Consider the following 25,795-nt stretch of genomic DNA (forward strand, 5'->3'; position numbering starts at 1 on the left):
CAAAATGATGGTTTTGCGGGGGGATTACCCTGCGTCCCAGCATGGTCGTGCGGGTGCTGCGGTTGGGCATATCAACGGCAACGCGCTGGCGAAACAGGATTTTTTGAAAAACGACTGCGTTGGCTCGGTAGGTGCTTTCAGTGTAGGAGCCCGAATCGATGTAGTCGTAAAATATGCACGGTACACGGCGTTTGGCCACTTGGCGCAGGTCTTCCATGCAGGTGATGGTATTGAGCTAGGGCATGGTCCAGGACGGGGTTGGCGTGGCAGGGACGCCTATTGGGGAATATGCTACCAGCGTGCTTTGATCTCGTAGAGTCCTTCGCCCATATGGCGGTGTGGGCCAAACACGCACTCCAATGCGGCGGTCTCGGCCAGGCGCCAGCTCTCAAACAAATGGCGCTCGGCATCGCTGAGGTTCTCAACATCGATGGTCTCTGCGCTGCCCGAGCCTTGTGTTTGGAGAATGCGCAAAAATGCCTGGTAGCTGGGCCATACCAAAGAGGCATCACCGAGATGTTCGATCAAGGTGATGGTAAAGAGCTCGGTTGCGCGCAGGCGCTGCTTGTCTGATACCTCCGCATCCAGCCAGAGATCGACAGTGAAAGGCTGCGTGTGTTGGGGCTCGTTCATAGGCGTGAAGAGGTTGGGGCGTACGGGGTGGTTCTAAGCTGCGCTTCGAGCGATGGTTGGCCAGTTGTTCTTCGCGCGCATTGCACCTGGCTTGGCGCACTTGGTGCACTTCGCTGCGATCCATAGAGCCGCCAGGTTGAAATCGCAGCACCAGCGTGCCTTGGATGCCCGCTCTTTGGGTCAGTCGTGCAAACGCCATGCTTTGCTACAAGTCCATGGCATTTCGCTGGAGCCTATTGTGGCTGGCAGGAGTGTGTCAGTCGACAATATGTGCGGTGGCTGTAAAGGGGCAGACCTATCGCATCGCTGCTTTGGGTTTGCTGCGCCTACAGCCAGGGGCATTATTTGCTGGTTTCGAACAGGCCTACGCGCAGGTCATTGGCGACGTAGATTTCCTGGCCATCGGCCAACAAACGGGCGTCAGCAATCGCCATGTTCAATTTGCGTTTGATCACGCGCTTGATGTCGATTTCGTAGGTCACCAATTTCACCTGTGGCTTGACTTCGCCGCTGAATTTGACTTCGCCAGCACCCAAAGCGCGCCCTTTGCCAGGCAGGCGCAACCAGGTCAGGTAAAAGCCAATCAACTGCCACATCGCATCCAGGCCCAGACAGCCAGGCATGACTGGGTCACCGCGGAAGTGGCAGTCGAAAAACCACAGATCAGGTTTGATGTCGAGTTCTGCCACGATGCGGCCGAGGCCATGGGAGCCGCTTTCGTCGTCGATGTGGGTGATGCGATCAAACATCAGCATCGGTGGCAAGGGCAGTTTGCCGCTGTCAGCACCAAAGAGGCGGCCTTCACCAGAAGCGATCAGTTGTTCGTATGAAAAAGATTCGACCATTTTGTTATCGATTTAAGGGAATTTTGCCCAGCGCAAAACCAAAAAGGGCTGAGTATAGCCTAGGCCAGCAGGCTGCCGATGTGTGTATAGGCTTGGCGCAAGGGGGACGGATCGCAACTATTGTCTGCGCAAAGAGCGGGTTGTGGTTAACAAAAATGTGATTTAGGCACCAACTGGCAGCCAGCGCCATTGTTCATTGCTGGGCAGTGGCTCCAGAAATTGCGCTTGTGTTGCCTGCAACTGCTCAGGCGGGACTTTTGCAGGGTCAATGCTGTGCATCGGACGCAGTACAAATGCCCGCTCATGCATACGCGGGTGTGGCAAGCTCAACTCGGGCGTGTCCAGCGCAACCGCCTGGCCTGCGGCTTCGTAGCACAGCACATCCAAGTCCAGGCTGCGTGGGGCGTTGCGGTAAGGGCGCAAGCGGCCAGCGGCCAGCTCCAGGGCTTGGAGAGCGTGCAGCAGCTGCAGTGGGTCCAGCGCGGTGCTGATCCGAATGACGGCATTGGTGTAATCTGGTCCATCGGCGTCGATCGGTGTCGAGCGGTAGAGTGCCGAGGCCGCTTCAATGCGGCTGTGCGGCCAGGCATCGATGGCGCAGGCCGCATCACTGAGGGTTTGCCGGGCATCGCCCAGGTTTGCGCCCAAGCCGATCCAGGCAATCGCAGGCAGATCAAAGCTGCCAGTTGCATTGATTGAGGCAGCAGCCGGTAGCTTATTCATCGAAGTCATTGGTCTGTGGCGAAACATGGCCGCCTTCAGCACTGGCGCTGCCATCGGTGTTTTTCTTGCGGCGTCTACGGCGTTTTTTTGCAGGCGCAGCACCTGCATCGGCGGCTGCGCCTGTGTCATGGTGCTGGGCTTGGCTATCGGGTTGTGCGGCATCGTGCGCGCTTGCCGCCGTATTGCTCGGCTCTTGCTGCAACGCGGTCGTGCCAGTGCCGGCATTGCTGACTTTGGGTTTGCGAGGTTTTCTGGTTTTGCGGGCCGGATTGGTTTTGCAGTTTTGCTGTGCTTGATTGCGGATGCCGTCGAGCATCTGCTGGCGCTCTTCGTCCATGGCCAGGCTAAAGCGCTCCCACCACTCGGCCAGCTCTTCAATGGCTTCGCCAGAGCGACCACGCAGGCGCAGAAAGTCCAGGCCTGCACGAAAGCGCGGCTGCTCGACCATGGCGCTTGGGGCTTTGCCTGTGCGGCGTTCGAAACGGGGCTGGAGCATCCAGATTTCGCGCATGTCAGCGGCCAGTTTGCCGCGCCCTGATACGTCGCCGACGCGGCGCTCAAACACTTCGCTGATGGCATTGGACAGCGCAGGGCTGGCGTGTTCGCCACGTGCCTGCTCTTGTTCCCAGACACGCAGCACGTCTTCCCACAGCACACAGGCCAGTAAAAAGCTGGGCGCAACCGATTTGCCTTCGGCCACGCGCCGGTCAGTGTCTTGCAGGGCCAGTTTGACCAGCGGCCAATCAGCGCGCTCGACCACCAAGTCCAGCAAAGGGTAAACGCCTTTGTCCAGATGCAGGGCTTTGAGTTGCTCAACTGAGGCAATCGCATGGCCGGTTTGCAGCAGTTTGAGCATTTCGTCAAACATGCGGCTGGGCGGAATGTCTTCGAGCAAGCCGCGTAGCTCGATCAGGGGCTGGGCGGTTTTGGTGCCCAGCTTAAAGCCTAGGCGGTTGAGTTTGGCGGAGAAACGAATCGCGCGCAGCATGCGCACCGGGTCCTCGCGGTAGCGTGAGGTCGGGTCGCCAATCATGCGGATCATGTGCTTGTGAGCGTCTTCGATGCCGTGGTGGTAGTCGACGACGATTTGCGAGCGCGGATCGTAGTACATCGCGTTGATGCTGAAGTCGCGCCTTGCTGCATCTTCTTGCATGCTGCCCCAGACGTTGTCACGCAGCACGCGGCCGCTGGCATCGACTGCATGCTCAACGCCTGCCAGTGCCTGGCGGCTGGTCTTTTCGTTGCCGCTGATTTTTTCGGCCGCCTGGTTGTCCAGGTAGGCGCGGAAGGTGGTGACCTCGATCACCTCGTTCTCGCGGCCCCGGCCAAACACCACATGGACGATGCGAAAACGCCGGCCAATGATGAAGGCGCGGCGAAACAGACTTTTGACCTGCTCGGGCGTGGCGTTGGTGGCAACGTCAAAATCTTTGGGCTTCAGGCCCAGCAGCAGATCGCGCACCGCACCGCCGACGATATAAGCCTCGTAGCCCTTGTCCTGCAAGGTTTTGACCACGTCGATCGCGCGGCGATCGACAAACTGCGGGTCGATGCCGTGGACGCTGGCTGGCACTTCATTGCGTTTGCCAAAGGTTTTAACGCTCAGCTTGGCTGTGCTGGATTTGGTGGGGGCCTTGGGCGCGGGGCTGCTGGCGTCTTTTTTGACGCGTTTGCCTAAAATTTTGTCGATGAATTGCTTGATCATAAAAGTCTCTGCGGCGTCCTCAGGCGTGCGGAAATAAGTCCAAAATGGCCCAGCCACGTTGCGCAGCGAGCTGGCGCAGGGTGGCGTCTGGGTTGGTGGCTACAGGCACGTTGACGCGTTCGAGCAAGGCGATGTCATTCATGGAGTCGCTGTAAAAAGTGGTGTGGACCGTGTCCCAATCCCAGTTGCGTGCAGCCAGCCACTGCGCCATGCGGGTGACTTTGCCTTCTCGCGAGGTGGGCACGCCGTCAATATGCCCGCTGTACCAGCCGCTGCTGTCCCGCGCTAAGTTAACGGCCAGCAAATGCTCGATCTGCAAGGCCTTGGCAATGGGGGTGGTGACAAATTCATTGGTGGCCGTCACGATGGCAATCGTGTCGCCTGCGTCGCGGTGTTTGGCAATCAAGGCCAGCGCTTGTGCTGTGATCGCCGGCTCAATCACCTCGGCCATGAACATCTGGTGGGCTGCGTGGCTGGCCTCCGGGCCCAGTTTGCGCATGGCTTCGGTGGCAAACAGCATGTACTCGTTCAAATCCAAAGTGCCAGCGCGGTACTGTTCAAAAAACTCGGCATTGCGCTGGGCAAATGCTGCACTGTGCACCAGACCTTTGCGTGCCGTGAATTGCCCCCATTCGTAATCAGAGTCGAGAGGCAGCAATGTGTGATCGAGATCAAACAAAGCAAGGCGAGGGCGTTGGTCGTTGGTCGTTGAAGTCATGCCGTTGTAGAGAGGGTTGCGACGCATTGGGGAGGGGCCAAGTGTGGCCCGCATAGCAGCTCGGTGCCAGCCATTGCCGGGCCATTGCAGCGACGCATCAAAGTAGAGTGAAAAATCAGGTTCGCAATGGCTGAAAGAATGCCAATTGCAAGGTCAGGCCAAGGCAAGGGCGGTGCAAAAACGAGGGCCTGTCGACAGCCGATCAAAGGACTGCTTAGCCTTGCGCGAGTCAAAAACACGCTATTTTCGCAGATTTACACGGTTTGCGGTATGCATTAGCTGTCTGTGCTCAAGCTTTGCTTGGTTGGCGCACAAGCGGCCCTTGCCCTGTTGTGGTTAATTGGAGTGGGCTGCAGGGTCTGTGTCTTGCAACACTTCTCGCAGCAACGGGATGGTGATGGCTCTTTGTTTGCGCATTGCGAGGATGTCCAAACGCGCTAGCACGTCGCTGAGGCTGGAGAGATCCCGGGCAAACCGGCCAAGCAGATACAGGGTCACTTCATCGCTCAAATGCAGGCCGCGCTCGCGCGCTTGGCGCTGCAATACTTGCTGGCGGCCCATGTCAGTGAGCGGGTGCAGCTCAAAAGCTAGACCCGAGCCCAAGCGAGAGCGTAGATCATCGCGCATATTCAAGTCAACTGCGGGCACGCTGCCCGTGGTGATGACCCAGCAAGGTGCGCCATCACTGGGGTAGGTGGCGTTGATGAACCAATTGAAGGCACGCTGTTGTTCGGCTTTGCTCAGCTGGTCACAATCGTCAATGACTACGGCGCTCCATTGCGCAGAGAACTCGCGCGCATTGGGTCTGCCTGCATAAATGCCTGGTTGCAGCCAGCCAACACTCAGGCCATGTGATTGCAGTGTCATTGCAATGGCCGTGAGCAGGTGGGTCTTGCCCGTGCCTGAAGCGCCCCATAAATAGATCGGCACAGGCGTCAGTGCAGGGGGGGGCCAATTGGTGTTGAGCTTGGCCAAGCGCACGCAATTGTCCACACCCTCTTGCAGTGCTTGCAGTGCGGCTTCATTGCCAAGGGGGATAAAGCGCTCAAAGCTCGGCACCGGAGCTATGCCAATATCCAGAGCCAGTTGTTGCATGAGCAGTCGCAAATCTTTCAAAAATGCCTCATTGAGGCGAGGATAAAAGCCAAGAGTGAAGCGGTCGGCCTTAAAATGGCTGCATTTTAGCGCCGCTGAGAGTCACTGCTGTGTTCGCCATCGACCATTGCATCTGTCTTGCAGGCCCGTTCAGGCGGCTGTTGCTGTTTCGGCTTGTTTTCGGCATTCACTTGCCTAATTGATCTATTTGTCCATGAGCTCCTCTTCTTCTTCCTCTCAAACTCCGATCACATACAAAGACGCCGGTGTCGATATCGACGCTGGTGATGCCTTGGTTGATCGTATCAAGCCTTTGGCTCGCAAAACCCTGCGTGAAGGCGTTTTGGGAGGCATCGGTGGTTTTGGTGCTTTGTTTGAAGTGCCCAAGCGCTACAAAGAACCAGTCTTGGTTGCAGGCACGGACGGCGTGGGCACCAAACTCAAGCTGGCTTTTGAATGGAACATGCACGACACCGTCGGCATTGACCTGGTCGCCATGAGCGTCAATGACGTGCTGGTGCAAGGCGCAGAGCCGCTGTTTTTCTTGGATTACTTTGCCTGCGGCAAGCTGCACGTGGATACAGCCGCTGCAGTTGTCGGCGGCATTGCCGCTGGCTGCGAGGAGTCGGGCTGTGCCTTGATCGGTGGCGAGACCGCAGAGATGCCAGGCATGTACCCTGATGGCGAGTACGACCTGGCCGGCTTTGCAGTGGGCGCAGTAGAGAAATCGCTGATTTTGGATGGCAAGCAAATCGCCCAAGGCGATGTGGTGCTCGGTTTGGCCAGCCACGGTGTGCACTCCAATGGCTTTTCCTTGGTGCGCAAATGCATTGAGCGCGCTGGCAGCCAGCTGCCATCGACCTTGGATGGCAAACCATTTCGCGAAGCCATCATGGCGCCGACACGCTTGTATGTCAAAAGCGTCCTGGCGGCATTGAAGCAGCACCAGGTCAAAGGCCTGGCGCACATCACCGGTGGTGGCCTGCTGGAGAATATTCCTCGGATCTTGCCGCAGGACTTGGGCGCCCGCCTCAAGGCCGGTAGCTGGCCACAAAGCGAGTTGTTCGCGTGGTTGCAGAGTACTGCAGGGATTGACTCCTTCGAGATGAACCGTACCTTCAACAATGGTATTGGCATGGTGCTGGTGGTCAGTGCCGCTGAAGCAGATGCCGTGAGCGCGACTTTGCGTGCGCATGGCGAACAAGTCTTCACCATCGGCACCATTGAGCCGCGTGGCGATCAAGCTGCGGTGACGGTGCTCTAAGTACTGGCCGGCCTGCCTTTGCGGGCCTGCCTTCGCACATGCGTATCTGATTCAAATGGGGAGCCGCAAGCGATCCCCATTGTTGTAATGAGGGAGAGACTTGATGGAATCAACTTCAGACCAGCCCTCTGCGGGAGGCGCCGTGGTTGCAGCGGCGCGTTCTGCTGAGCTGGGACGTGGTCAGTTGGACAGCCACGTGGCCATGCCGGTGCGCATGGCCAGCTATGTGCTCATGGCAGCCACGCTGTTACTGGTCATGTTTGTGGGGTTGTTGCCAGGCCTTCTGGCCGCTTGTCTGGGCTTTTTGCTGACCCGCTGGATCAATTCCTGGCTGTTGTTTTTGGTGCGCAAAGGCTGCCACCATCCATCAGCCAAACTCTTGGGCTGGCTATCCACGATCGCCGCGACTTTGGTGATTGTCGGGCCTTTGGTGGTGATGTTCTTTGCACTTAGCCACTACCGCGGCTTTTTCCTTGCTGCGCCGCACCAGTTCAGTGAATTGACGGATTATGTCGCACGGACAATTTTGGACTTCAAAGACAATTTGCCTGAAGATATTGCTGCAATGTTGCCCAAAGAGGCTGAGGACTTTCAGCGCACCGTCGCGGTTTACCTGCTCTCGAAGGCTGCCGCATTGGCCAATGCCGGAAAAATTTGGCTGCTGGGTATTTTGTATGCCTACGTAGGCTTGTTGATTGGGGCATTGGGGGCCATTCGCGTGCATAAGAAAATGCATGCACCGCTGTCCGATGCGCTCAAGCTCCGCGTAGCCCGCTTTGGGGATGCCTTTCGCCAAATTGTCACCGCGCAGTTTTGGATTGCCAGCTTCAATACGGTTTTGACAGCCCTGTTTTTATTGGTTGTTCTCCCCGCTTTTGATTTGCGCCTGCCGTATACGCCGGTATTGATTTCGCTCACATTTTTTGCAGGTTTGATCCCGATTGTGGGCAATTTGCTGTGTAATGTAGTGATCACGATTGTTGGTCTGTCAGTCTCTCCCGTGACTGCTTTGGTGTGCTTGGCCTTTTTGATTTTGATCCACAAAGCGGAATATTTCATCAATGCCAAAGTTGTTGGGCAAAAAACCCATATTGCTGTGTGGGAGCTGCTGGCTGTGATGTTTGTCAGCGAAGCGATTTTTGGGCCGGCCGGTCTGGTGGCAGCACCCTTGTTCTACGCTTACCTGAAGAAAGAGCTGGAAGCTGTGCGGCTGGTGTGAGCGAGCTATGCGCATGGCTCTTTCGCCATGCGCTGAGGCCAACATATATTTTGGACTTGTGAGCTTGATCAGGCCGCTGGCTTTCTCAGCAGCAGCAAGATTTCGTTGTTGGTCAAAATTTCGCGCGGGTATTGCGTGAGCAACTGCGCCGGCGGCTCATCCTGCATGTGGTTTTTTTGCTCGCGCACTACTTCAAAACCAGCTTCTCGCATGATGGCGATGAGCTCATCGGCCGTCAAACGGTTCAGGTGCTGGTACTCCTTGAAGACAAAGCGCTTATAGCCATCAACGCCAAAGTCATCAAAGCCATAATCAACCTCGCCCATGTCCAGCTCGCCTTCATAGGCTTGAATGCGCTGCCACAGTTCATCCTCAGAGATCAGCAGGTGCACCCAGGGTACATCGATGTAGCGGCGCAAATGCGCCCCCCAGGCTGAATAGTACAATGGCTCAATTTGTAAAAAGAACAGTCCGCCTGGACGCAGGCAGTTCAGCAGGTCTTTGGCAATCGGTAGCACTTGGTCGCGCTGTACATGCTCGAAGGTCGACCAGCTCATGATGCCATCCACCTGGTGCTTGCCAGCCAGTGGCTGTGAGGGCTTGATGGTTTCAAACGTCAGGCCACTTGGCAAGCGCTGCAGCTTGAGCTGTTCTTTGGCAATGGTGGGTAGTTTTTTGTATTCTTGGCGTACATCGATGCCATGAATGCGTTTGGCACCGTAGCGCAACATCAGGGCCAAATCGCTGATGCCATCGCCACAGCCAAAATTCAGCAGTTTCGCCTGCGAAAGATTCAGTTCTTTGCCCATCCAGTCATGGATTAAATCGGTGGCATAAAAGAAATGGGCCTTGAACCACTCATTGGAGATCTGGCTGTCGTCAAAGCTGGCGGGGCCGCGCACGGCCTCGATGACACGGTCAAAAAAATTCGGCATGTAACTAAGTCAAGCGCAGTGTGATGGGTTAATGCAATGGCTGGGCAGTCTGCGTTATCGCATCTGCTGGCTCTGGGTGTTGGCGCGGGGGGACCACTTGGAACAAAGCCCATGACTGTGGCTCGCCCGCAATACGTTGCAGGCTGGGGTTATGTTCTAAAGCCTTGGCATGGGCCGCATTGGTCACGACGAATTCTACGTTCAAGTGATTGAAATCAAATTGTGTTGGATGCAGTCGCAATTCAACGCGATCCATCCTTGGCGCACCCACTGAGAAATGGCGTGGGTTGAGCGAGGAGGAGTCTTCAGACAGATTGATGTCCAGATGCTGGTAGCGATTGTATTGGTCAGCGTAGGTGCTCTCTGGGTCTAGTTGTGCCCAGAATGCCAGTGGCGGCTCATAAAACGTGCTGTTGAGCACGGAAACGCCGGCGCTGGTCAGGGCATTTGTCCATTCTTTTTGACCCACTACCGCGACCTGACCATGCGGCTGGGGTTGTATGGCTTGAGCCACCGCGGCAATCGTGGTGATGCTGCTGGGCGCCTGGCCCAGCGGATTGAATGGCAAGGCCGTTGCCAAGGTCCAGCCGCCATACAGCAAGATAGCTGCTTGTATTCTGCCGGTAATAAGCAAGTAGGCCAGCGCGGCGCAGCCGGCATAAATCATGCCGATCAGCCCAGGGCTCAGCCACGCTTGCAAGGGCGCAAGCATGCTGCTGAACTGTACCGCAGTTGAATACACAAAGTACATTGCGCCAAGCGCGCCTGCTGCATTGAGAAGCAGTATTGCAGGGGTGGTGGTGCCGTTGAGCGCCGAGTGTGCATGGGCTTTGATGCGCTGCCACTGCAGCAGCAGCCAGGCCAGCAAAAAGGTTTGGGCCAGGCCTAGTGCGACATCCAATCTGAAGGCCGGAACCATGCTCCACAGCGAAGGGCGCGCCAGCCAAGCGGGTAAGCCCCAGAACAAATAGCAGCAAACAAAAGCGATAAACGCCCAGAGCACCAGCGAGATGGCGTCGATGCGGCGCTGAATGGCCCAGGCTATTACAGTCGCCATGAGCAGCGGGGCGAGCACATAGATGAAGTTGCCTGCATCACTGGCAATCGACCATTGCGAGGCGCTGTACAGCGTGACGGCATTGGTCAGTCCTTTGCTCATATGCCATGGGTCGGCGTAACCACCCAGGTCCAAGCTGCGCTGGCCGGGGTAGATGGTGTTGCTCACTGTGCGAATGGCGTCGCTGGCATCCAGCCACCAGGCTGCCAGCAACAATGCGGCAATGGCGCAGGCTAGGACTGCACCGACGATCTGGGGCGCACGAAAGTGGTAGGCATGCCGAAATTGCCAGGCTGCCGCCAGCGCCAAAAAGCCCATCAAATAGCCCAGTGGGATTTGCCAGCCTGGGTAGAGCACGAAGACAAAGCCGGCGCTGGCCCAGCCTAGTAGCACGCTAGCACTTAGCGCGCCGAGCCAGCGCTGCGCCCGCAATAGACAGTCTGCGGCCAATACTGCAGCAACGGGGAAAAAAGTCGCGTAGGCAGGCCAGCCAGACCAGCTGACTGAGTAGCCTGAAAAAGCCACACTGGCAGCTAGCACTGCATTGAGCTTCCAGGCCGGTGAGAACCAACGCTGCAGCAGGGCTAGCAGTGCACCAAAGCAGGCAAAAAACGGCAGCCACCAGTCCCAGGCCAGTGCGCGGCGTAAATCCAAAAAGAAAAAGCCCCAAGTGGCGGGTTTGGCAATTGCGGCGGCATTGGCAATGGGCGTGCCCGTCATACCAACCACGTTCATGTTTTGCCCTGGCTGGCCGTGTAGCGGATTGATGCTGGGAAACGGATTCGGTCCGTAGGTTTGGCTAATGGCCAAGGGTGTGACCACCTGCCATTCATCGGAGCGCACATCTTGCGCTTGGCCCAACCAGACCGAGGCATTGTGCTCCAGCAGCGGTGTGTGGTTGAGCAGCCTTGGCAGGGAGGAGCCAGTCCAGCCGCCTGTGACCAGCAGTACAAAAGAAGCCAGGCAGGCCAGTGCAAAAGTAACAAGCCACGGCGAGTCTTGGCGGGCTGGCTCAGTGCCAAGTCCAAAGTGCGACTGGTTGGCATTGCTGGTATTGCTGCGCCACGGACTGATTAACCACACGAGCAAGGGCAGGGCCAGGGCGAGCCAAAACAGTGCTTTAGCGCGCATGCTGGGACTGGCTGGTGCGGCAGGCAAGTCAATTACATCCTTGCCTGGCAGCGGCTGCACTTCAAAGCGGCTTTGATCGCCGAGCATGACTTCCATGCGTACGCGGTGCTCTCCAGCAGGCACGCTGTCGGGCACATGCATGGGCAAGTTAAAACCACTGATCTCCCATAGCGGATTGCCCAGGGATTGGGCCACATCTGTGCGGTAGGTGGCGTAGCCCAAGCGTCCTTCGTAGATCAGCGTATCACCTAGCCAAACCCTGGCGTAGGTGACAAAAACGTCAGGGCGGTTGGAGACGGCCCAGCCCAGCAAGCTGATACTGCGGTCTGGGTTGACGGTGGCTGACTCCAGTACCCCTTGGCCTGCTGAGATCGGATTGGTGGTGGCGCTCGCTTGCGCCAGTGCGAGTGGCACCCACAGCAGACTCACACATGCCAGCAGCAGCGCTGTTGCCAGGGCACGCAGTCTTGTGAACAACAACTGCCACTGAGACCACATGGTCACAATCAGCGAGAGGGCACAGGGGAGAGACGGTGGGGACATGGGCAGCTTCAAGTAATACGCTCAGAGTGTCAAAAAGCCGCCATGGCGGTCGACTTCGCGTGGCTGAGCTTATGCTGGCTTGGCGATGATATAGGTATCTTGGTAATTCCAAAAAGACGCTGGCGCGAATAATTGCAGTTGCTCTAAACCCATCGTGTTCGCAATTTGCGCACGCACAAAAGCATCACTCGTGAAAGTGGTACCGTATTCTTGGGCTTCGATTGCATTGGATTCGCTGGAGGCAAAGAAGCGAAAGCCTTCTTCATTCATCGTGACGTTTTGGCTGCGCTGGGCTTGCTCGCCGTGCGTGGTAAAGACCAGTACGCCGCCCGGTTGCACGCTTTCGTAGAGGTGGCTGAGCCAGCGGCTCCAGCTGCTCAACGGCAGGTGCGTGAACAGCGACAGCACAAACGCTACCTCATAGCGCGCAGGCCAAGCAAGCTGCTCTGGCTGCGTAGTCGAGACAAACCCACGCACACCAAATGTCTGGGTTGAAAAATCTACCGCATCTTGGACCACGTCCGAGACGGTCACCGCTTGCGCGCCAATGGCTTTGACCAGATGGCGGGTAAAGCGTCCGTGGCCGCTGGCAAACTCTAAAAAACGCTGTACTTGGCTTAATGGCTTGTTGACTTTTTCCAGCATCAGCATCAGCTCGGCCAGTGTGCGCCAACCATCGGCGAAGTAATCACGCAATGGGTTAATTGAGGTGGGGTGGCCAGCAAAAAAATGAAAGATATCGTCTTGCGCTGAAATTTCGCAGTTCAAGCCCATCATGTCTTGGAAGCAGCCGTTGAGCTGGTGGCGCTCAATTAAGTTGTGCGCCGTTAAACGGGTTTGCGGCTCTTGACGTGCTTGGAGCAGCAAAGGTGCTGCAGCACCAAGATCGCCGGCGTTGAGAAGCTCTTGTGCTTGGGTCAGCAAGGTGGTGGCTTGGGTCGATGTGGTCATGGTCAGGGAGAGGTGTCAGGAATGTGTTTAAGAACGTGTTTACGATTTTTTCGCAGACCGCGTTGGAGCCCAAAAGGAGGCAACGCGCGGCAAAAACCGCAGTCGGGCTATCTGCCCGGCGAGGATTTTTAACAAAGCGGTGCGCCTTTTGGGCTCCAACCCGAAGGGCAAGGCACAAAAAAGCGCATTGCGGCGTTGCCCGTTTTGCTCATACAGACGTATGAGCTGCAACAGGCGCCTTGCACTGCCTCTTTTTTGTGCCTTGCGCGACTGTGAAAAGATCGTAAACACGTTCTAAGCCCATGTGTGCGGTAGTTTGACCAGACCGGGCATGAGTGTGGGGTTGAGAAAGCGCAGGTGCTTAAAGCGCAGCCATTCGTCATAGACGACCAGACCGCTTTCGTCGAATAAGAAGGCGCTGATCACGTACTGACCACTATGCAGAGAAAAATCCGCAAAAGTCAGCACCGACTGCCAGGAGCCGTCTTCCAACTGCGTCGGGCCCGTATTTTCTTCATGGGTTGCCAAGGAGGTAATGCCCACGCCTTTGGATTGCTCGATCATGAAGCCGATATTGGGGCGCTCCAGGCCATTGCCGCGTGCGGTGATGGTGACTACCAGGTCGCGGCTGTCGAGCAGCGGAGGCTGGTCCTCTTTGTCGTGCACCAAATTGGCGACTTCTACACTGATGATGTGGGCGGTGTCGGCCTCGCGGTTTGTTTGGCTCGCTGGCGCAGCAGCAGACGCAGCAGTAAATGCAGACTCTTTGGCCGTGTCGATCTGCTTGGCATCTTGCAGCTCCTGCTCGGCCTCGCCCAAGGCTTGCTGCTCTTGCTCTTGCAGCAAAATCCGGGTGTGAGTCAGGTAGGCTCCCAAGACTTGTTCGGTATCGCCAAATTCTTCAATCTGGCCTTTGTGCAACCACATAGCGCTGTCACACAGTGTTCGGATGTGGTAGGGGCTGTGTGAGCAGAACAAAATGGTGCAGCCGTTTTCCTTGAATGCCGTGATGCGCTCCACACATTTTTTCTGGAACGGCTGATCGCCGACGGCCAAGGCTTCGTCAACAATCAGTACATCCGGTTGAATCGCCGTCATCAAGGCAAACGCCAGGCGCACCACCATGCCCGAGGAGTATGTCTTGACCGCGCGGTTCATCGCATCGCCAAGGCCGGCAAACGCCACAATCTCGTCCTCCAGCTCCGCCATCTGCGCGCTCTGGATACCAATCATATTGCCAGCAAAATACAGATTTTCACGGCCGGTGAAGTCGGGGTGAAAACCTGCTCCAAGCTCCAAAATAGCCGTCACGCGGCCAACCCGATGCAGGCGGCCGACTGAAGGCTGTAGAGTGCCTGCCAGCAACTTCAACAAGGTGCTTTTGCCTGCGCCGTTGTCGCCAATGACGCCAATGCACTGGCCGCGGCGCAGCTCGAATGTCACATCGCGCAAAGCCCAGTGGCTGCGGTGGTAGTTGCGCCCTGTCAGCAGGGCTTTGAAGCGTTGTCCTGAAGAGCCATAGAGCTTGTATTCCTTGCCCATTGCGTCTGCGCGCAGCACGACTTCTTGCGCATGCAGCGCGGTCTGGCAGGCTGCGGGGTTGGGCACTGTGGTGTCTGTAGATGCGTCGCTCATAGCCAGTCCACCAGTTGGTCACGGCTGCGGCCGATGACAATATTCAAAATGACGGCAATGACTGCCATCGTGCAGGCGATGGCAAGCCAGCTTGAGGGGCTGGGCCACTGTCCATTGAGCAAGATGTTTTGGTAGCTCAGCACGTAGGGGGTGATTGGATTGAGCCAGAGTACCCAGCGCCAGCGTTCGGGGAACATTGTCAAAGGAAACAGGATAGGCGCAGCAAACACCCCCACTGAAAACACAAAGGCGACAATTTGTGCCACATCCCTGAGCGCAGCCATCAAGATGGCCAGCAAATACGCGAGCAACCAGGCGGTCATGGTTTGCAGCAATAACAGCGGCAGCATGGCGACAATCGCCAGTGAGCCGTGGTGCATCGGCCAATAGGCCACGGTCACCAGGATAAACAGTGGAAAGAACACGGTGGCTGTAGCAAGAATTGAGCGCGCCGGAAACAAGGCCGGTGGCAAGGGGTTTTTTTGCAGTAAGCCGCCCACATCGACCAGGCTATTCATGCCGCGTTGTGTCATCTCGGCGAACGCCATCCACGCAATCATGCCCACAATCAAAAAGGTGCCCACGCGCTCGGCTGGGGCATGCTCGCCCAAGCGCATCGCAAACACCAGGTCGAACACCACGTAATAGCTGGCAATCGTCAGCGCCGGTTGAATCCAGGCCCAAATAATGCCCCCGATGGAGCCAGCAAAACGGGCATTGAGTTCACGCCGCGTCAGCACGACTAACAAGGCCCGCATGCGAATCAGTACGGCAATATCTGATGAAAGTTGTTTCATGTTGCTAGCTGCCCTCGCACAGCAAGGGCGTTTTTTATTTGGAGCAGGGCGGCGACAAACGCAGTGGGCTTTGTGTTGAGCTTGTTGGTGAAAAAGCGTTTGCTGCGCATGGCCATGCCAATAGTGCTTGCATCGCAGTCCAGCAAGCTCAGTTTGGCACTTTGGCCACCAGGCGCTGAAAGGACGGTCCAAACAGTGGCGATTGTGTCAGCGCGCAAAGCCGAGCAGTTTAGCGGTTTTGTCTCGGTTTTGGGCCATCTGCTTTGTCAGCGAATGCGAATGTGTATCTGTGCACAAGGCTTGCTCAAAAAAAGAAACTGCGCAAGTCGCGATGAATAATGACGTTTAGTTTCGTCTGTCAAGCCTTACTACCCCTTGATATTTACCCCAGCTTGGGTGCAGAATACGCCGTTTTTCAAATTCATCGTTTCCCCTAGTTATCATTATGTCGACTATTCAGGTTCGTGCTGCTACTTTGCGTGACGCCAAAGCCATCGCCCAAATTCATACTTCCGCTGTCCAGGCCGCCTACAAAGGCCTGGTGCCTGATGAACACCTGAAGTCAGTCAGTGTCGAAAAGCGTGTGGCCTACTGGCGCGAAGCCATTGAATTTTGTGAGCCACAAGTCAAAGTCGCGATTGAGCAAGACAAAATTGTGGGCTTTGTTGGCTTTGATCGCTCACGTGACGAAAAAACACGTCCTACCACCGGCGAAATCTGGGCAATTTATATTGCGCCCAACCACTGGAATAAAGGCGTAGGCGCGGCCTTATGGGATGCGGCACGTGAAGGTCTGCATGAAGAAGGTTGCACCAATGTCACTGCCTGGGTGCCTGTGCAAAATGAACGTGCGTTGAAGTTCCATGAAACGGCAGGTTTTGAGCGCGAGATCAGCAGCGCCAAGACCGCCACGATTGGCGGCATGAAATTTGAAGAAATTCGTGTCAAGCGCTCTTTGACAACAGGACGCTGAACCAGCCGATACGGTGAGTTCATGGCAGCTAGCTGCCTGTCGATAACAGATTTTAAACCGCTGAGATCAGCGGTTTTTTTCTGCCTGTTCATGCACATCTGTTGGCCTGCCTGGACCCAAACCCTTATTCATTGTTCACGTTTGTTTCATTTTTGACTTGCCTGCCTGCGTTGCGAGTTTTTACACTGTCCAACGGCGCTGGGCAAGGTTGCATGGAGGATGCAGCCTTGGCCCGTACGATCGCACTGTCAGTGCGGGAGTAGCGTGGGCCGCCTTGCAACTATTATTGATTACCAGATGGAGAGGATCGCAATGAAGAAAATGAATGCACGCTTAATGGTGTTGACAGCTACCTGTGCCGCTGTTGGCTTATTGGCAGGTTGTGAGTTCAATGAGAGCATGCTGGGCGCAGGCAGCTCAGCTTTGAAGGCCGCGACTTTGACCAAGGCGGATGTGGTACAAATGTCGGGTCAATCGTGCCAGGCTCTGGATGGGCAAAACCGTGTGGCCGCCAGCAATAGCCCTTACGCCACACGACTGGCCAAAATCATCGCGCCTTTGCCTAAAGAGGTTGATGGCCAGCCAATCAGCTACAAAGTGTATTTGACCAAGGACGTGAATGCCTGGGCGATGGACAACGGCTGTGTGCGCGTGTATTCGGGTTTGATGGACTTGATGAACGACGATGAAGTGCGTGGTGTGATCGGCCATGAGTTGGGCCACGTAGCGCTGGGCCACTCGACTGCTTCGATGCGCACTACCTATGCGTCATCGGCGGTGCGCCAAGCGGCCGCTGCCAGTGGCAATGCGGCGGCTGCAACCCTGTCTAATTCGGCTGCGGGCGAGTTGGGCGAGGCTTTTATCAATGCCCAGTTCTCGCAAAGCCAAGAGACGGCCGCTGATAACTACTCGTTTGATTTGCTTACCCGACTCAAGCTCGAGCGCAAAGGCTTGGTCACAGGCTTTCAGAAAATGGCGGATTTGAGCGGCAAGTCAAGCACAGTTGAGTCACTGCTGAGCTCGCACCCACCGTCTGAAAAGCGTGTGCAAAATCTGCAAAACCGCTTGAATCAGGCCAAATAACTGCGTGGGCTTGGCGCAGAACTGCACACGCCGCAGCCAGTCTCTGTAAGATGGTGCGAATTTTTCATGATTGCATCAGCAAGGCGAGCCCGCTGCGCTTTGGTGGTGTATGCACTGGAGCGCATGGGTATGAATGATGTAAACACAAAAACTTACGCAGGCGATGTCTTGCCGCCATTGGCCTGGCAATGGGTTGAGGCTGGTGATGCGGTGGTGGTGGATGTGCGCACCGATGCCGAACGGGCCTGGGTCGGTGAAGTGCCTGGGGCTGTGGTGATTGCTCTGAAGCAGTGGCCCACGATGGCCTTAAACCCCGATTTTGATGTGCAACTGCAGGCCTTGGCCCAGGCCAAGCCGGGCAAGAAGCTGCTGTTTTTGTGCCGCAGCGGCGTGCGCTCGGTCATTGCGGCCGTGCGTGCCCATGAACTGGGGCTTGAGGCTTACAACATTCTCGAAGGGTTTGAAGGCGATGCAGACCAGAACGGGCACCGAGGCCAGCTAGGTGGTTGGCGCAAGCACGGCCTGCCCTGGCGACAGAGTTGAGTCCCTGTCGGGCAGCTTGGCGAACGATCCCATGCCCTGGAAGAGAATACAGGTTTCAAATGGCAAAAAGGCATTCTGAGAATATGCTCTTAGAATGCCTTTTTGCAGTGCAGTACCGCTGTACGCTGACTTACAGCACAGGAATGCGCAACTTCTGACCTGGATAAATTTTGTCCGGATGTGAGAGCATTGGCTTGTTGGCCTCAAAAATGACTGGGTATTTGTTGGCATCGCCGTAGTATTTTTTGGCAATGGCCGAGAGAGTGTCGCCGCGCACCACGTCGTGGTATTGGGCTTCTGGCTCTGGATTGGTCACGCTCATCTGGTTGTCCACGGCATTGACATTGGCGACGTTGCCGCAGCACAGTGTGACTTTTTCCAGATCTTGCTGCGTATTGGCAACCCCTTTGACTGTTACGGTGCCTGTCGTGCCATTGAAGAGTACCTCAATATCACTTACATTGAGCCCCTGCGTGGCAATGTAGGCAGCAATGGCTTTGGCTGCTGTCGCATCCAGTGCTTCTTGTTGGGGAGCTGCCGCTGTGTTTTCAGCGGCCTCGGCTGCTTTACCGCCAAAAAGTTTTTCGCCGGCGTCCTTGATGAAACTGAAGAGACCCATATTTAGCTCCTTGTGAGTGACAATGCAGCCCCGAGATGGCGCTGCCCGAGGCTAAGTGTAGCTGCATGTGGCAGTAAAAAGCATCAAGTGATGCTGGATATAAGAGATCAAAATCCTCAGATGACTTTTCTTGCTATTGATATTGGCAATACCCGTTTGAAGTGGGCGCTGTACAGCCAGCCTCGCTGGAATGCGCGCTTGATTGCTCAGGGTGTGGAGTTTTTAGACCATATCGACCGCTTGTCTGAAAACCATTGGGCTGGCTTGCCTGCACCCAGCATGATGCTGGGTTGTGCAGTCGCGGCCGATGCCGTGCGCAATAGGGTGGTTGAGCAATTGGAAATATGGGATGTTGAACCCTTGTGGGTCAGCTCGGCTCGGCAAGCGGCAGGCCTGACTAATGGGTATGACTATCCCGGCCGCCTTGGCTCAGACCGCTGGGTGGCGATGATTGGAGCAAGAAACCGCTTATTGGCCAAAGGTGATCGCAGGCCCTTGATTGTGGTGATGGTGGGCACTGCGGTGACCGTCGAGGCCATAGATGCGGATGGCAATTTTCTGGGAGGGCTGATTTTGCCTGGCCACGGCATTATGCTCAGGGCGCTGGAGTCGGGCACCGCTGGTCTGCATGTGCCAACTGGTGAGGTCAAGCCATTTCCCACCAATACCAGCGATGCGCTCACCAGCGGCGGCACTTATGCGATTGCTGGGGCCGTTGAACGCATGATTCAGCATTTGCAGCAGCGCACCGGTCAGGCACCAGCATGCATCATGACTGGCGGCGCTGGCTGGAAGATGGCGCCCAGCATGACCCGGCCTTTTGAGTTGGTTGACAGCCTGATATTTGATGGCTTGTTGGCTTTGGCCCAGGAAAAATCGCAACTGCAAGTAGCCAGCAGTTTTTAAGAGTCTGTTCATCATCTCCACGCAGACGCGTTGCAGCCCTAAAGGCAAGGCCCCACAAAGCGCATTGCGCGGCCTTGCACGTAATACGCATATTGCTGTCTGAGCCGCAACAGGCGCCTTGTAGCGCCTCTTTTTTTGTGCCTTGCGCGATTGCACGAAGATGTCAAACAAGTCTTTAAGGGCTGTTGGTGAGCCGTTGGCTTGCTGGCAGATAACAAAAAAACTGCAAGTTGGTGCATGTGCACCTATTGCAGTTTTTTTGTTGAGTTGATTGTGCGTTGCAGGGCTGGGGCTTTTGTTGAAAGCACCGCCCGTGTGTCTGGAGTTTAAAACTCAAACGCGCTAGGTTCAGGGAAGCCTTGCAGCCGTGGCAAATTGAAGTCCCAAGGTGTGGTGACTTGGAATTTACCTTGGACCTTCTTGATCAGGGTCATGCGCATCACAGGCTCTTGGCCGACACAGGCCATCAAACGACCGCCTTCGTTCAGGGCAGCCAGCAAAGCGGGGGGTACTTCAACGACTGAGCCGCTGAGCACAATCACATCAAAGCCGCCTGTGGGAATGTCGGTGGCGCCATTGGCTTGGACGACAGAGACATTGCGCACCGATGCGCGGCTCAGGTTGGCTTGGGCCAGCTTGGCCAGGTCAGGGGCAATTTCCAGAGACACGACTTCTTTGCCCAAAGCGCCAAGCAGTGCGGCCATGTAGCCTGAGCCAGCGCCAATTTCCAGCACCCGTTCATGGGCTTGGACTTTGAGGTCATTGAGTGTGCGTGCCTCGATTTTTGGCGACACCATATAGGCATCTGGGCGGCTCAGGAGTTCGTGCTCAGCGACCAATGGAATTTCCACGTCCGTGAAAGCCAGACTTTTGTAGGCTTCGGGCACAAAATGCTCACGTTTGACGCGTGCCAAGGTGGAGAGCACGACGCTGTCGTCTACATTCCATGGGCGAATTTGCTGCTCAATCATATTGAAGCGGGCAACATCTTCTGGATGGGGGAAATCTTGCAAACGGTTCAAAGGCAATGTCATCGTATTCTCCTGGGGCTGGGTGTCCGTGTCTGTGAATCAAAGCCCTGGCCCGATCTGACTCGGGCGCAGCTTTTGATTTGCAAACAGCCCCTAGCTTGCGGTTTGGCTGAAGTCTTGTGCTGAGCTGTAAGCCAGTCATTGGGCAAACTGCCCCATCCGGCTCCAGATCAACCTCGCATTTTAGAGCGTGTTGGAGCGCTTGTGCGATACCAGAGCCCAAGAATGCGATATGTTGTTGCTTACGGGGTTTCACAGGCTTGGTGCAAGCGCACCATGGCAGCCCTGTGATTGAGAGGAAATACCAACACTGTCAATGGCTTAGCTAAGTGATTCAGAGTCGATGTCGAGTCGCGATTCGCGCTTGGCACGCCTGGATTCTTTTTCTAACCAATACGACAAGGCCAATAGGCGCTGGTGTTCTTGCGTTTCTTTGGCCGTGTGTGCATGGGCTGGGTGGTGCTCTTGCGATAAGGCGGTTTGGCTCAATTGCTGCAGCCGCAGTGCCTCTTCTTCAGCCTCTTGCCAATCGCCTTGTGAGAGCGCTTCAACAGTTCGCACCAGGCTTTGGTGCGCGGCCACGTCGTGGCGGTATTCACGCCAGATTTTGGCCTCAGTCGGCATGCGCCAGACGCTGGTCAGTGCATAAATGACCAGCGCGCAAGCCGCAAAGGCAGTCACCAGGAGAAGCAAAAACAGGTTCAGTGACATGTCCATGCGATAGGGCTGCCAAAACAGGGTGATGGTCGCCCGGTTGCTATTGAGGAATAAGGCGGCAGCTACCGCTGCAGCAAACAGAATGAGAATCCACAACGCACTGCGCATATCACGGTTGCTCCTGGTGGGGGGTGTCCGTGGTCAGGGGCTCGTTGCCGTCGAGGGCTGCGCTGGCCTCAGGCAGCGGCCGGTTGCTCGGTGTACGTGGCGCGCGGCTGGCGGCGATGGCATTGAGCGTCTCAGTAATGGCAGGAGCCTCTACCACCAAAATATGGTTTTGCAGTTGGTTCAGCGTACGCAGCGCATGTTGCGTGCGCGGTGAAGAGACATCAAAGTACTTTCTGAGCAATCCCTGGGCTGCGGCCAAGTCCGTGCGGGCCGACGCCGATTGGCGCGCCAACAGGCCCATGCGCGCATTCATCAGCTGCAAGCGCATGTTTTCGCGCAGGAAAAATGCCTGCTCAGCGCTCAGCAGTGCGGCTTCGGGGTAGTCGATGCGTTGCACGCGCACCAGGCCGGCCATATTGTCAAACAAGGCGCTGAACCAGCCTTTAGAGATGCTGGCGTCTTCGCTCGCTTCTTGCTCAAGGTCGAAAGTGCTGGAAGGCGCGTCTGCGCTTGCTGGCGTAGGGACTAGGCCCGGCTCTTGCTGGGCGGCAGTGGCTATGTTGGTGTCATCAACGGGGGCACTCTGGGGCTGTTGCACGGCGCTGAATGGCAGCCCTGTTGCGCTGTCGAGTCCGACCGCATTGGCCAGGGGGATTTGATCGAGCTGCAGCAGCAGGGTGTCAATGCGTCCCAGCAGTCCTGCTGTGTCCGTCACGGCGTTACTGGTCAGGCGAGACAGGTCTTTCTCAATTGCGTTGACAATGGGGTTCAGGCGCGGTTGCTCAGTGCGATCAATGCGTTGCGATGCGTTGCGCAGCGCTGCAATCAGCGGGCCAGCCAAACCGGTCAGCTGGGCTTGCTGCTGGGCCAGTCGCAGCGAGGCCTCCATGTCGATCAGCATGGTTTCATCACGCGTGCGTGAGAGCTCGAAAGCCATTTGTTCAATGTGTGAGCGCTGCAGGGTGTATTCATTCACGCGTGCCTCACTCAGGCTGGAGCGGGTGACCGCATCACGGGCAAGGTCATGCGCCTGCGCGGATTGGGTTTTGGCCTCAATGGCCTGAGCCTGAATGGCGGCAGTCTGGGTGATCAACTGCGTTTGGATGTTGTTGAGTCGCTGCCATTGCGAATAGGCCAGCAAAAAGCCAAGCACGGCAATGGCCACCAGCAACCAGGCACCCCAAATCGGAAACAGCATGGGGCGGCGCCAATTGGCGATGATTTGGTGCAGCGGTTGAGGTGGAGGACTTTCTTCAGGAGTCACGTCAAAGCGTCTTAATGGCTGGTGAAGCGCCAAGCACGCAGTTGGCTTGGAAGGCGTTATGGCTGTGCGGTGTTAGCGCGAATGAGGCTGATGTGGGCTTATTGTGGCATGTATTGCGGCCCAGCGCCGCCCATCGGCTGTGAATAGGCAGAGAGAGCCGCATCAAGCGCTATGCTGTGTTGCGCAGCAGCCAAAAGCCTGGACGTAGAACCTGTTTTCGATCTTTTCGCCGTCGCGCTAGGTGCAAAAAAGAGGCGTTTTAAGGCTGTCTGTAAAAAGATTGTAAAAACGCTCATAGCGATTGGATGGCCGCCGTCCATGTTTGTGCCAGCGCTTCAGGCGTGGGCAGGCAGTGCAACACCTTGGCAAAGCCTTTGTCGAGCAGGGTCTGGCCAATGCGCGGGTGTGTGGCAATTGCGCTGTGTGAGCGCCAGTTGTGCTTTGGAAAGCGCTCGGTGAGTTGCTCGACCGCTTCCGAGCTATTGAACAGCCAGATGCACGCGCCTTGTGCAGCCAGGTCGACTATTGTGAGGTGTGAGGTCTGCCACGCCGGCGCTCTGCGTTCATAGACGGACAACAGCTCGACCACGGCACCGTGCTGTTGCAGTGTGCGGCTCAGCCATAGGCGGCCGTTGCCTTCGAGGCCTGCATCTGGTGATTGCACGGCGTTTGGGAGGGCGCCGTGCGTGCTGCCACGCACGATCAGCACGCGCGCGCCGCCGCTGATTTGCGTGTGCACCGTGTGCCACAGCGCTTCGGAGTCAAACTGGCTGCTGCGTGCAAGGTCAGGCTGGTCAATGGTGTCTTGGGCAAAGCCCAGTGCCAGCAGACTGCGCGTGGTGCCTGGCCCGGGCGACCACAGCCGTGGTGCCTGGCCTGCTGCGCTGGCTTCTTGCCATGCCCGTTGGGCTGTAAGGTCCCAGAAATACTGCACGGCATTGGGGCTGACATGCATGATGGCGTGGTAGTGCGCCAATCGCGCAACGATGGCCTCTTTCGCTTGCAAGGTGGCTGGGTCGCACTTGGCTTCAATCGCCATCAATGGCAGGGCCAGAGTGGGTACGCCTAACTCGTCCAGCGCCTGGGCCCAGTGCAAGGCCTGGGCAGGCGGGCGCGTTAGGATTAGCGGAGGGCGGGGAGGGATCAATGCAGCACCTGTCAAGTGGGGCGTTGGTGGCGGCGCGTCAGGACTCTGACAGCGCAATATGCGCCAATGCCGCCAAAGGGGCGGTTTCGGCCCGCAGCACACGGCGGCCTAGCGTGGTGGGCGCAAAGCCGTGCTCCATCAAGGCTTGTTCTTCTGCCTGGGCCAGACCGCCTTCAGGTCCTGAGGCAAAGCAGACATCGCGGGTGCCAACTGCGCCCTGTAGCCTATTGCGCAGTGTCTGTGTGCCGCTGCTCAGGCTCAGGACGCATTGGAGTGCAGGCAGGCTGCTTGGCTGGGCGTTGGCAGGAATCAGCGTTTGGTATGCCTTGGCTTTGAGGAAGTCTGTCAGCGTGCGCACCGGATGCACCAATGGCAAGGTGTTGCGGCCCGATTGTTCGCACGCTGCTGCGGCAATGGCCTGCCAATGCTCGCGCTTTTTGTCCGCGCGTTCACCTTTGAGGCGCAGCACACTGCGCTCGGTCATGACCGGGCTGATGCTGTAGACACCCAGTTCGGTGACTTTCTCCACCAGCCAGTCCATGCGCTCATTGGTGGGCATGGCCACCACCAAGTGCACGCGTGTTTCGATTTCGCGGTTATGGGTTTGTACGTCGGTAATGCGCACGCGCACGATTTGGCGGCCCATTGCAAGAATTTCTGCTTGCCATTCGCAGTTGGTGTGCGTTTCGCCGCCAGGAAACAGGCAGACGCTTTCACCAGGCTGCATGCGCAGCACCTGAATGTGTCGGCTGGCAGCCGCAGGCAGGTCGATTTCACAACCCAGGCTTAAGGGGTGGGGGAAGTGGATGCGCGCAAGGGCCATAAACAAGCGGGGCTCAAAAAATCCATTGTGGCTGAATGTGTGCAGTGCAGCTGGCCAGTTGATCAGGCCGCTGCAGCACAGAGACTCAGAGTCTACCGAACGAGAAAGCTTCGGTTTTTTGGGTGTTCTCCAGCGCGTCAATCAGGCGCAGCATCGGGAACAGTTCGCGGTAGCGGCTGGCGGTGCTGCGAATATAGTGCAGGAATCTAGGCGTGTCTTCCAAATATTTGGCCTTGCCATCGCGCAGCGTCAAGCGCGCAAAAATACCGGCTACTTTGAGGTGGCGCTGCAAGCCCATCCATTCAACGGCGCGGTAAAACTCACCAAAGTCTGCCTCTAGCTCTGGCGCGCTGGCCAGCAGGCCGGCTTTGCGGGCCTTTTCCCAATAGCGCACGGCAATATCCAGCAGAAAATCTTCTTCCCAGCTGTGGAAGGCGTCACGCAACAGGCTGGCCAGGTCGTAGGTGATGGGGCCGTGCAACGCGTCTTGGAAATCCAGTACGCCACTGATCTGGGCAGCGCCTGCCGCGTCAGCTGGTGTCACCATCAGATTGCGCAGCATGTAGTCGCGGTGCACAAACACCTGTGGCGCGGCAAGGTTGTTGGCCGCGATCAACTCAAAAGTCTTGTGTAAGGTCTGTTGCTGGCTGTCGCTGAGTGTGGCTTGGCGGTAGCGGCCCAAGTACCACTCTGGGAATAACTGCATCTCACGCATCAGCACCGCATGGTCATAGGCTGGCACATCGGCGCGGGTGCGCATTTGCATTTGAACCAGCCAATCCACGCTTTGCAGCATCAGCGGATAGGCTTCTTTGGTGCTGTATTCGGGTGCCAAGTATTGCAGCACGGTCTGCTGGCCCAAATCGTCCATCAGTAAAAAACCATTGTCCACATCGCTTTGCAGCAGCCTGGGGGTGGGAATGCCGGCTTCATGCAGCAGTTGTGCGACATGCATGAACGGGCCAAGGGGCTCTTTCTCGGGCGGTGCATCCATGATGATGCGCGACTGGCCTGTCGTGGTTTGGATGCGAAAGTAGCGTCTAAAGCTGGCATCAGAGGAGGCCAGCTGCAAGCTGCTGGTGGCCAGTTGCTGGTCGCCTGCAATGGCAGTGAGCCATTGCTCAAAAAGGACTTGGCGCGCAGGCTCGGCCCATTGGATGGTTGTCATAGAAATGTGAGAGCAAGAAACGGAAAAGTGAAGCCTGGAGTACGTGTTCTAAGGCAGGCAATGGAGGTCGGGCCGGTGTTTTGGCCTCATTTTACAAATGATGGCAAAGGCGAACCTGATAATATGCGCCGATTGAATAAATGATTGGGGCATGCCAGTGGG

25 protein-coding genes are annotated in these 25,795 nt (G+C 56.7%); 6 read left to right on the plus strand and 19 right to left on the minus strand.

The genetic code is table 11. The annotated features are described in order from the left end of the window. The 7 genes from E8K88_RS02770 to E8K88_RS02800 all read right to left on the minus strand — a co-directional run. On the minus strand, positions 1-217 hold a 217-nt coding region (locus E8K88_RS02770; RefSeq protein WP_205880009.1), incomplete at its 3' end, for an alpha-hydroxy-acid oxidizing protein. Positions 218-291: 74 nt separating this feature from the next. After that, a complete protein-coding gene (locus tag E8K88_RS02775) occupies positions 292-633 on the minus strand; it encodes a hypothetical protein (RefSeq protein WP_136405137.1) in 342 nt (113 codons plus the stop codon). A gap of 341 nt (positions 634-974) precedes the next feature. Further along, on the minus strand, positions 975-1,478 hold the full coding sequence (fabA, locus tag E8K88_RS02780; RefSeq protein ID WP_136405138.1) for a bifunctional 3-hydroxydecanoyl-ACP dehydratase/trans-2-decenoyl-ACP isomerase: 504 nt from the start codon (positions 1,476-1,478) through the stop codon (positions 975-977). Between the two features lie 162 nt (positions 1,479-1,640). Next, positions 1,641-2,201 (minus strand): 2-amino-4-hydroxy-6-hydroxymethyldihydropteridine diphosphokinase, encoded by a 561-nt coding sequence (folK, locus tag E8K88_RS02785; protein WP_136405139.1) that lies wholly within the window; start codon positions 2,199-2,201, stop codon positions 1,641-1,643. Continuing rightward, on the minus strand, positions 2,194-3,906 hold the full coding sequence (gene pcnB / locus E8K88_RS02790) for a polynucleotide adenylyltransferase PcnB (protein WP_136405140.1): 1,713 nt from the start codon (positions 3,904-3,906) through the stop codon (positions 2,194-2,196). The genes folK and pcnB overlap by 8 nt, the downstream gene beginning before the upstream one ends. 19 nt (positions 3,907-3,925) lie before the next feature. Beyond that, a complete protein-coding gene (locus E8K88_RS02795) occupies positions 3,926-4,651 on the minus strand; it encodes an HAD family hydrolase (RefSeq protein ID WP_240754287.1) in 726 nt (241 codons plus the stop codon). A gap of 309 nt (positions 4,652-4,960) precedes the next feature. Then, positions 4,961-5,719 carry an HdaA/DnaA family protein gene (locus E8K88_RS02800; RefSeq protein ID WP_136405141.1) on the minus strand — a complete coding sequence of 253 codons (759 nt, stop codon included), beginning with the start codon at positions 5,717-5,719 and terminating at the stop codon, positions 4,961-4,963. A 214-nt stretch (positions 5,720-5,933) separates the two neighbouring features. Between E8K88_RS02800 and purM the strand changes: the two genes are divergently transcribed. Together purM and E8K88_RS02810 are read left to right on the plus strand one after the other, a co-directional pair. Next, complete coding sequence (gene purM, locus E8K88_RS02805; RefSeq protein WP_136405142.1) at positions 5,934-6,983, plus strand: phosphoribosylformylglycinamidine cyclo-ligase; 1,050 nt, start codon at positions 5,934-5,936, stop codon at positions 6,981-6,983. A 202-nt stretch (positions 6,984-7,185) separates the two neighbouring features. Beyond that, the gene (locus E8K88_RS02810; RefSeq protein WP_240754301.1) at positions 7,186-8,202 is read left to right on the plus strand and encodes an AI-2E family transporter; all 1,017 of its coding nucleotides are present in this window, start codon (positions 7,186-7,188) and stop codon (positions 8,200-8,202) included. Positions 8,203-8,270: 68 nt separating this feature from the next. Here the strand turns inward: E8K88_RS02810 and E8K88_RS02815 are convergent, their stop codons facing one another. From E8K88_RS02815 to E8K88_RS02835, 5 genes are all read right to left on the minus strand, one after another. Beyond that, complete coding sequence (locus tag E8K88_RS02815; protein WP_136405143.1) at positions 8,271-9,137, minus strand: SAM-dependent methyltransferase; 867 nt, start codon at positions 9,135-9,137, stop codon at positions 8,271-8,273. Positions 9,138-9,165: 28 nt separating this feature from the next. Beyond that, on the minus strand, positions 9,166-11,868 hold the full coding sequence (locus E8K88_RS02820; RefSeq protein WP_136405144.1) for a DUF7657 domain-containing protein: 2,703 nt from the start codon (positions 11,866-11,868) through the stop codon (positions 9,166-9,168). Positions 11,869-11,937: 69 nt separating this feature from the next. Beyond that, entirely contained in the window at positions 11,938-12,819 is an 882-nt protein-coding gene (locus E8K88_RS02825) for an SAM-dependent methyltransferase (protein ID WP_136405145.1), read from the minus strand. Positions 12,820-13,113: 294 nt separating this feature from the next. Further along, positions 13,114-14,361 (minus strand): ABC transporter ATP-binding protein, encoded by a 1,248-nt coding sequence (locus E8K88_RS02830; protein ID WP_240754303.1) that lies wholly within the window; start codon positions 14,359-14,361, stop codon positions 13,114-13,116. 89 nt (positions 14,362-14,450) lie between these two features. Beyond that, positions 14,451-15,251: an ABC transporter permease gene (locus E8K88_RS02835; protein ID WP_136405147.1), complete on the minus strand. Its 801-nt coding sequence runs from the start codon at positions 15,249-15,251 to the stop codon at positions 14,451-14,453. Between the two features lie 445 nt (positions 15,252-15,696). On the opposite strand from E8K88_RS02835, the gene E8K88_RS02840 reads away from it, so the two are divergent. From E8K88_RS02840 to E8K88_RS02850, 3 genes are all read left to right on the plus strand, one after another. Further along, a complete protein-coding gene (locus tag E8K88_RS02840; RefSeq protein WP_136405148.1) occupies positions 15,697-16,224 on the plus strand; it encodes a GNAT family N-acetyltransferase in 528 nt (175 codons plus the stop codon). 321 nt (positions 16,225-16,545) lie between these two features. Continuing rightward, complete coding sequence (locus E8K88_RS02845; protein WP_136405342.1) at positions 16,546-17,307, plus strand: M48 family metalloprotease; 762 nt, start codon at positions 16,546-16,548, stop codon at positions 17,305-17,307. Positions 17,308-17,436: 129 nt separating this feature from the next. Beyond that, positions 17,437-17,850, plus strand: coding sequence for a rhodanese-like domain-containing protein (locus tag E8K88_RS02850; RefSeq protein ID WP_136405149.1), 414 nt, complete (start codon positions 17,437-17,439; stop codon positions 17,848-17,850). A gap of 130 nt (positions 17,851-17,980) precedes the next feature. On the opposite strand, the gene lysM is transcribed toward E8K88_RS02850, so the two are convergent. Beyond that, a complete protein-coding gene (lysM, locus tag E8K88_RS02855) occupies positions 17,981-18,469 on the minus strand; it encodes a peptidoglycan-binding protein LysM (RefSeq protein ID WP_136405150.1) in 489 nt (162 codons plus the stop codon). 120 nt (positions 18,470-18,589) lie between these two features. Between lysM and E8K88_RS02860 the strand changes: the two genes are divergently transcribed. Then, positions 18,590-19,375, plus strand: a complete 786-nt coding sequence (locus E8K88_RS02860) for a type III pantothenate kinase (RefSeq protein WP_136405151.1) — start codon at positions 18,590-18,592, stop codon at positions 19,373-19,375. A gap of 326 nt (positions 19,376-19,701) precedes the next feature. Here E8K88_RS02860 and E8K88_RS02865 read toward each other — a convergent pair whose 3' ends face one another. From E8K88_RS02865 to E8K88_RS02890, 6 genes are all read right to left on the minus strand, one after another. Continuing rightward, complete coding sequence (locus tag E8K88_RS02865) at positions 19,702-20,409, minus strand: protein-L-isoaspartate O-methyltransferase family protein (RefSeq protein ID WP_136405152.1); 708 nt, start codon at positions 20,407-20,409, stop codon at positions 19,702-19,704. Between the two features lie 318 nt (positions 20,410-20,727). Next, a complete protein-coding gene (locus E8K88_RS02870) occupies positions 20,728-21,231 on the minus strand; it encodes a heme biosynthesis HemY N-terminal domain-containing protein (protein WP_136405153.1) in 504 nt (167 codons plus the stop codon). A 1-nt stretch (position 21,232) separates the two neighbouring features. Further along, on the minus strand, positions 21,233-22,429 hold the full coding sequence (locus tag E8K88_RS02875; RefSeq protein WP_136405154.1) for a uroporphyrinogen-III C-methyltransferase: 1,197 nt from the start codon (positions 22,427-22,429) through the stop codon (positions 21,233-21,235). 358 nt (positions 22,430-22,787) lie between these two features. Further along, positions 22,788-23,642, minus strand: a complete 855-nt coding sequence (locus E8K88_RS02880; protein WP_168797230.1) for a uroporphyrinogen-III synthase — start codon at positions 23,640-23,642, stop codon at positions 22,788-22,790. Positions 23,643-23,679: 37 nt separating this feature from the next. Further along, positions 23,680-24,465 (minus strand): 16S rRNA (uracil(1498)-N(3))-methyltransferase, encoded by a 786-nt coding sequence (locus E8K88_RS02885; RefSeq protein WP_136405343.1) that lies wholly within the window; start codon positions 24,463-24,465, stop codon positions 23,680-23,682. A gap of 85 nt (positions 24,466-24,550) precedes the next feature. After that, a complete protein-coding gene (locus tag E8K88_RS02890; protein ID WP_136405156.1) occupies positions 24,551-25,633 on the minus strand; it encodes an aminoglycoside phosphotransferase family protein in 1,083 nt (360 codons plus the stop codon). Positions 25,634-25,795: the final 162 nt, after the last annotated feature.

This window comes from Lampropedia aestuarii, assembly GCF_004803635.1.
In the GTDB taxonomy this organism is placed as follows: Bacteria; Pseudomonadota; Gammaproteobacteria; order Burkholderiales; family Burkholderiaceae_C; genus Lampropedia; species Lampropedia aestuarii.